Source organism: Qipengyuania marisflavi (genome assembly GCF_005884405.1).
GTDB lineage: Bacteria > Pseudomonadota > Alphaproteobacteria > Sphingomonadales > Sphingomonadaceae > Qipengyuania > Qipengyuania marisflavi.
Map to the genome: position 1 here is coordinate 1 of NZ_VCAO01000015.1, position 6,084 is coordinate 6,084.

9 protein-coding genes and 1 pseudogene are annotated in these 6,084 nt (G+C 56.8%); 7 read left to right on the forward strand and 3 right to left on the reverse strand.

The window, feature by feature from the left end:
* Nucleotides 1-232, reverse strand: a 232-nt coding sequence (locus FEV51_RS13025) for a transposase (protein WP_222927442.1), incomplete at its 3' end; no start/stop codon positions are given.
* Between the two features lie 66 nt (nt 233-298).
* Here FEV51_RS13025 and FEV51_RS13030 point away from each other — a divergent pair.
* Nucleotides 299-856, forward strand: a pseudogene (locus tag FEV51_RS13030) (conjugal transfer protein TraG N-terminal domain-containing protein); the annotation flags it as partial.
* 1 nt (nt 857) lies between these two features.
* Here the strand turns inward: FEV51_RS13030 and FEV51_RS13035 are convergent.
* Nucleotides 858-1,067, reverse strand: a complete 210-nt coding sequence (locus FEV51_RS13035; RefSeq protein WP_010412566.1) for a hypothetical protein — start codon at nt 1,065-1,067, stop codon at nt 858-860.
* Between the two features lie 123 nt (nt 1,068-1,190).
* On the opposite strand from FEV51_RS13035, the gene FEV51_RS13385 reads away from it, so the two are divergent.
* The 4 genes from FEV51_RS13385 to FEV51_RS13050 all read left to right on the forward strand — a co-directional run bounded on the left by FEV51_RS13385 (nt 1,191) and on the right by FEV51_RS13050 (nt 2,991).
* Nucleotides 1,191-1,730 (forward strand): thermonuclease family protein, encoded by a 540-nt coding sequence (locus tag FEV51_RS13385; protein ID WP_011413817.1) that lies wholly within the window; start codon nt 1,191-1,193, stop codon nt 1,728-1,730.
* Nucleotides 1,724-1,861: a hypothetical protein gene (locus tag FEV51_RS13220; RefSeq protein WP_171033141.1), complete on the forward strand. Its 138-nt coding sequence runs from the start codon at nt 1,724-1,726 to the stop codon at nt 1,859-1,861. Before FEV51_RS13385 ends, FEV51_RS13220 begins: the two co-directional genes overlap by 7 nt.
* Nucleotides 1,861-2,052 (forward strand): DUF6961 family protein, encoded by a 192-nt coding sequence (locus FEV51_RS13045; protein ID WP_010412557.1) that lies wholly within the window; start codon nt 1,861-1,863, stop codon nt 2,050-2,052. The genes FEV51_RS13220 and FEV51_RS13045 overlap by 1 nt, the downstream gene beginning before the upstream one ends.
* A 303-nt stretch (nt 2,053-2,355) precedes the next feature.
* Nucleotides 2,356-2,991 (forward strand): S24 family peptidase, encoded by a 636-nt coding sequence (locus tag FEV51_RS13050; protein WP_010412553.1) that lies wholly within the window; start codon nt 2,356-2,358, stop codon nt 2,989-2,991.
* A gap of 225 nt (nt 2,992-3,216) precedes the next feature.
* Here the strand turns inward: FEV51_RS13050 and FEV51_RS13055 are convergent, their stop codons facing one another.
* A complete protein-coding gene (locus FEV51_RS13055; protein WP_081432280.1) occupies nt 3,217-3,429 on the reverse strand; it encodes a DUF3892 domain-containing protein in 213 nt (70 codons plus the stop codon).
* A 179-nt stretch (nt 3,430-3,608) separates the two neighbouring features.
* Between FEV51_RS13055 and FEV51_RS13060 the strand changes: the two genes are divergently transcribed.
* Nucleotides 3,609-5,318 (forward strand): restriction endonuclease, encoded by a 1,710-nt coding sequence (locus FEV51_RS13060; RefSeq protein ID WP_029140021.1) that lies wholly within the window; start codon nt 3,609-3,611, stop codon nt 5,316-5,318.
* Between the two features lie 533 nt (nt 5,319-5,851).
* Nucleotides 5,852-6,084: transposase (locus tag FEV51_RS13065; protein ID WP_222927442.1), on the forward strand; the 233-nt coding region annotated here is incomplete at its 3' end.

Genomic DNA, 6,084 nt, shown 5'->3' on the forward strand with positions numbered 1-6,084 from the left:
AAATCTCCCTCTCCTCCTTGAGGATCCGGTTCTCCAGGCGCAGACGTTCATTCTCACGGGCCAGATCCGCCTGCGGCGCGGCTACCAGATCAGTGGGCCGATATTGCGCGACCCACTTGCCCAGCGTCGACAATCCCACCCCTAAATCTGACGCAACACGCCGACGCGACAGCCCGCTGGCCAGCGCAATCCGCACCGCTTCCCGCTTGAACTCTTCTGTATGCTTCATCATCTCGTCGGCCTCCTTGATAGAGTGTTAAACTCTCAAGTGACCGGCACAAAACCGTTACAAGTCCACACTACCTCGATCACAGAGGCGCAAAGCTATACGCGTGAAGCGCGCCGAGCCGAGGAGATCGCCAGCCGCCTCGAGAACCAGGCAAGCTGGTACGAAAGTGCCAATGCCGCAGGCACTCTCAACCTCAGCCAAGCTTATCGCGAATGGGGCATGGCAGAGATCGAGGCTAACCGGGACTACTACGGTCCCGTCCGCTTTGACGACATCGACTTTCAGATGAGCGCGCGCGGCCAGCAGCTCCAGGCGCGGTTCGTCGAAAGCTATGCGGACCAGCTAAATGCCGAGATCTCAGGTGACCTGGTCCTGCCGTCCTCTGCGCCCGTCGCTCGGCCCTCGGTGAGTAGTGCGGAAAGCGTCCGGGGATCGGTGCGGCTTGGAGGTGTGCCGGGAAGCCTGAGCACCCCATCCAGCGAACGAGAAAACATCGCCCGCGATGTCGATCGAGTCCAGCAACGGGGAGCACAGAGGATCGGTTCCGTAAAGGGCTACCTCGACGGAAAGACCCGCGATGCCAAAGGAGCCTCGGCCGAAGCCGCGGACGATGTGAAAGGATGGTAGCTCAAATCAGTCCGTCGTAGATGATCACATAGATTACGAAGCATGCGATGACGAAGGCGGTGAGATACAAAGCCTTCCTTTCCCAGGGATCAGCCCATGCTTTTTGGACTGAATACTTGGACAGACGATCCTCGGCGATGGCCCGGTCGACCTCCCGAAAGCCTTCCCAGTCCTGCTTGCTGCCATTGGGAGTGTTGTCTGGATCGCTCATCGCTCATTCTCCTTCTGGAGCAAGTCTGCACTCTCCCCTCTAGGCCGCCCCCTCGCGTTGCAGAGAAACTAGCCGAAAATCATCGGGAAAGCGAGCACGGTGTCTTGGCGTGAAGGTCCGGAAATGAAAGAAGGTGGCATGGCAGGAAGATCACCTGAGAATAATGTCTTCGATTTTCGCGCAGGAGTTTCCCGACAGAAGCAAGGCAAACTGCGCGGCCTGGCGCTGCTTGTTGCCGGAGGATTGCTCGTTGGAATTCTGGCCGGCGTCTTAGGCATCTACTGGCCTTTTGGCTCGGCAAGCGCCGAAGCGCGGACGACCCACAGCTTTGCCGTTTGCGGCATGGTCAGGCGCACCTGCGTTGTCGATGGTGACACTATCTGGCTTGAAGGCTTGAAGATCAGGATCGCGGATATCGACACTCCGGAAATCTCGCAGCCAAGATGCGATTACGAATACGATCTCGGCATAAAGGCACGTGACAGGTTGGTGGTTCTGCTCAATCAGGGAGAGTTCTCTGCAGTTCCAATCGGCAATCGAGATGAAGACCAATATGGTCGTAAGCTCCGGGTTTTGATCCGCGATGGCCGCTCGATCGGCGACCAGTTGGTCGCAGAAGGCCTCGCACGAACTTGGTCCGGACGCAGGGATCCGTGGTGCTGATGCGCGACTGGCCCGACAGCGATGATCCGTTGCCGAGCAACGAGCGGGAATGGGAATTGAAGCTCGAAGCATGGCTGCTGGGTATTCCGATTGTCCTCATGCTCATCGCAGGAATTAGGTCACTCTTCTGATGCTCACCCGTGATCAGGAGCTTTGGGGCATGGCGCTGTGGGTGGATAAACACCATGGCGACGCCGGAGGTGAATTCATTGCGTCGAAGATCGATCAGCTAAGCCAGGTCGGCGAGCCGGACGGGGCAAGACTTTGGCAAGATGTTGCCCGTCGCTATAAGCAACTTGTTGAGCGCAAGTCCCGTTCCTGATGGAACCGTTGGGATCTCCAGCCTCAACTGACTGCAGATAGGCTTCCAGTCGCTCCAGCGTTCGTCGACGCGGCCTTCGCCCTTGCCGGAGGTCGAGTACGAATCGAGGATCACCGACTGCGCGCCTACCGAAGCGTGTCGCCGAAATATGATTATCTTTCAAATGCTTTTCGATCCGTTCTAGCAAGGTCATGACCCTTTCGCTCCGACTCGCAAATCCCTTGTGTTCTTGGTATGTTCTTAGTAGGATCATATCCCCGAGTCTAGGAAAATTCCTACGATTGAGATTCGAAGGACAGGCGAATGGAACATGTGAGGGAGGAGCTCGACCGGCTGATCCTCAAGAGCGGATATGGCTACGCGTCGATATCGCGGCTGCTCGGCCGCAACCCTGCCTATGTGCAGCAATTCATCAAGCGCGGGTCTCCGAGAAAGCTCGATGACGAAGACCGAAAGACGCTCGCCTGCTTCTTCGGTGTCGACGAGCAAGTGCTCGGTGGTCCGGCAAACCCGGTCACCGATGGCATGGTCGAGATCCCCGTACTCGATGTGGAGGCATCCGCCGGCTTTGGCGCGGTAGCTGCTAGTGAGACTGCACACACCCGGTTTGGGTTCGATGAGCGGTGGCTGCGGCACCTGACTTCGGCCAAGAGCGCCAGCCTGTCGATCGTTGGGGTAAAGGGTGACTCGATGGAGCCCACTCTCAGCGATGGTGACGAGGTCCTGGTCGATGCATCAGATCATGGATCGCGATTGCGTGATGGGATTTATGTCCTTCGCTCTGATGATGCCCTCGTCGTGAAGCGTATCGCGATCAAACCAGGTGGTCGGCAGATCACAATTGCCAGCGACAATCCAGCCTACCCAACTTGGTACGACATGGACCGGTCTGAAGTACATGTGGTTGGCCGCGTCATCTGGTTTGGCCGCGCCTTGTAGCGGGAGATTCCGCGCATGGATCGCGGCAGTGGTCCACACAAACAATCGCACACTTGCACAGCAGGAAGCCGCCGAACGTTCTACCCGCGCGATCAGTGCGCCAGAGGGTGCGAGGCATTTACATAGACGAGAGTATGGGTGAGCTAGTTACGCACGCCCCATCGTCAGGAGCACGCATCGGATTGAGCGGGCTGGCCGCAGGGTAGAACACACACCAAGCAACGATCACCTATCCCGATTTACGTTATCCTTTTTCGAGTTGTCCGGGTTGTCACGCACATACTCGCGGCCGTTGATCTTTATCACGTGCGCACCGGGATGGTCGCCGCGTTTGACCTCCGCTACAGCGTTGCGCCGTGGAACGTTCTTTCGGTTTCCGATGTCATAGTGCTCGTTGCGACCGCCGGGACCGTCATTCTTACCTTTGATTTTTGTCATCCGCTTTACCTCTCTCAGAATTCCAATATTGAATCAGTAGCGCGGACCAAAGGTCAATACCGTGTCGAACGATGAGAATTTCTCAAGTGGGCGCAACATGGACATTAAATTCTGAATGGCGTGATCTGAAAAGCAGGTTTGACCGCGCTAGCGAATACCAGTTGATTGAAGGGGGCATCATGGCAGGTATAACAGTCGAAAGCCGATATCTCAGCGACATTTCGGTGGGTGATCTCAACGTCAAATGGAGCGCGCGCGGCGATCGTATCCTCCGCTACTACATCGACTTTCGCCATCGAACCTTGAATCTTCACCGCGAGCTTGGGGCCCCGGACTTGTCCATTCTGCAGGAGAAAGCGAATGCGCTTCTGGCATCATGGGACGAGAAGACCGACAAGCACAACGTGAAAACGATGTTCGCTGACGGCAAAGCCGAAGCGGAACGCCTCACGGTGCAGGCTGAACTCGAACGTGACCAGCTCTCGAATATCTTGTCGCACACGCTCGGGATCGACGACACGGTAGATTGGGACGAACTTCGCAGGAATGATGCCTTCGGGCGTTCCGACAAATTCGACAGAGCGCGTCCGCAACTGGAACGTGAAAATGCGCCGGCTTACGAGGAGCCGAAGATCACCTTCTGGGACACATTGTTCGGCAAGAAGGCGAGCCTCATTCAGCAAGCTGAGGAGACACACGCTGTTCGAATGGAGGAATGGCAACGACGCGAAGCGGCGCGGAAGGATGCGCACGATAAGTCAATTGTCGCCTACGAGATGGAAAGGTCCGCATTCCTGGCCAAACATGCTGAGGACAAGGCGGCGCATGATAAAGAGGTTGCAGAACATAACCGGGCGATTGAAGAGCTGATTGGATCCCTGCGAGAGGGACACGAAGAGGCGGTGATGGAACACGCTTCTCTCGTTCTGGAGGCCTCGAACTATCACGGCCTCATCGAGAAGGAATTCGTCCTCGATTATCGATCCCAAGACAAGACTTTGCTGGTCGAGTACGAAATGCCGAACCCCGACGATCTCCCGACCGTGAAGTCCGTCCGGTTCGTCCGAGCAACCGGCGAGCTAAAAGAAACCCCGCTGGCCGCCAGAGCTAAGAAGGATCTTTTCGAAGACACGATCTACCAGATTGCCTTGCGGAGCATTCACGAGGTTCTCGAAGCAGATGATTTCCAAAACATCGAGAACGTCGCGTTCAATGGCTTCGTCACCGCCATTAACCCCGCCAACGGACTCTCGAACCGCAACTGCATCCTCTCCGTTTTGTGCTCGCGAGCAGAGTTCGAAAAGATTGATCTTGCCCGTGTCGAGCCCAAGGCCTGCTTCAAGGCGCTGAGCGGCGTTTCCGCTGCTTCCTTGGCGGCGCTGGCACCTATCCCACCAATTATCACGATCGACAAAAGCGACCGCCGCTTCGTCGATGGCCGCGAGATTGCCGATACGCTCGATGCTTCGGTCAACTTGGCAGCGATGGACTGGGAAGACTTCGAACACCTGATCCGCGAGTTGTTCGAGAAGGAATTCAATTCGCGAGGGGGGGAGGTCAAGGTCACTCAGTCGAGCCGGGATGAGGGTGTCGATGCGATCGCATTCGACCCCGACCCAATCAGTGGCGGCAAGATTGTTATCCAGGCCAAGCGGTACACTCGGACTGTCGGCGTTGCGGCGGTCCGCGACTTATATGGCACCGTAATGAATGAAGGAGCCACCAAGGGAATTCTAGTGACAACATCGGATTTCGGTCCTGATGCACATAAGTTCGCGACCGCGAAGCCGCTTTCTCTTCTGAACGGAGCGAACCTATTGCACCTGCTCCGCAAGCATTCCTATGACGCGCGGATCGATTTGGCAGAGGCGAGAGAGGCTTTGGGTTGAAAAAGTTTCAAGACCGCTGGCGTCTGTGCTCAGAATGGCTCAATCGCCGTGCCGGAATGGGGCCGAAAAGCGAACGTCAGCTTTTCAGAATCCAGCGGTCAACAGCGGACGCTCCGAGAACGGCGAGAATTGGGGTAGCAAGGGCAAGGAGGCTCCGCACGAGGCTCCAAGGCGAAAGCCTATGGATTCGTTTGGATGCCTTGCCCGCGCGAGGGGCGACGGCCCTTAGGAAATCCGGTTAGCGATCGTCGCCCGAATGGGTCGAGACTGTAGGCGAGGTGCGGCGAACATGCATAGAGCGCGGGCCCACAGGCAACGGGCTACTCTAGACCCTCGAGAGACCGATTGGACTTCGTGTAGTGCGGGCCAATCACATAGTTATCGAGTTCGAGGTCCGGATTCATCATGGATGTCGTGTAGATGACCTGAAACGGAATGCTAAGCTCCGTGACCATCTCGACCAAGATATGGACTTGTAACGGTTTTGTGCCGGTCACTTGAGAGTTTAACACTCTATCAAGGAGGCCGACGAGATGATGAAGCATACAGAAGAGTTCAAGCGGGAAGCGGTGCGGATTGCGCTGGCCAGCGGGCTGTCGCGTCGGCGTGTTGCGTCAGATTTAGGGGTGGGATTGTCGACGCTGGGCAAGTGGGTCGCGCAATATCGGCCCACTGATCTGGTAGCCGCGCCGCAGGCGGATCTGGCCCGTGAGAATGAACGTCTGCGCCTGGAGAACCGGATCCTCAAGGAGGAGAGGGAGATTTT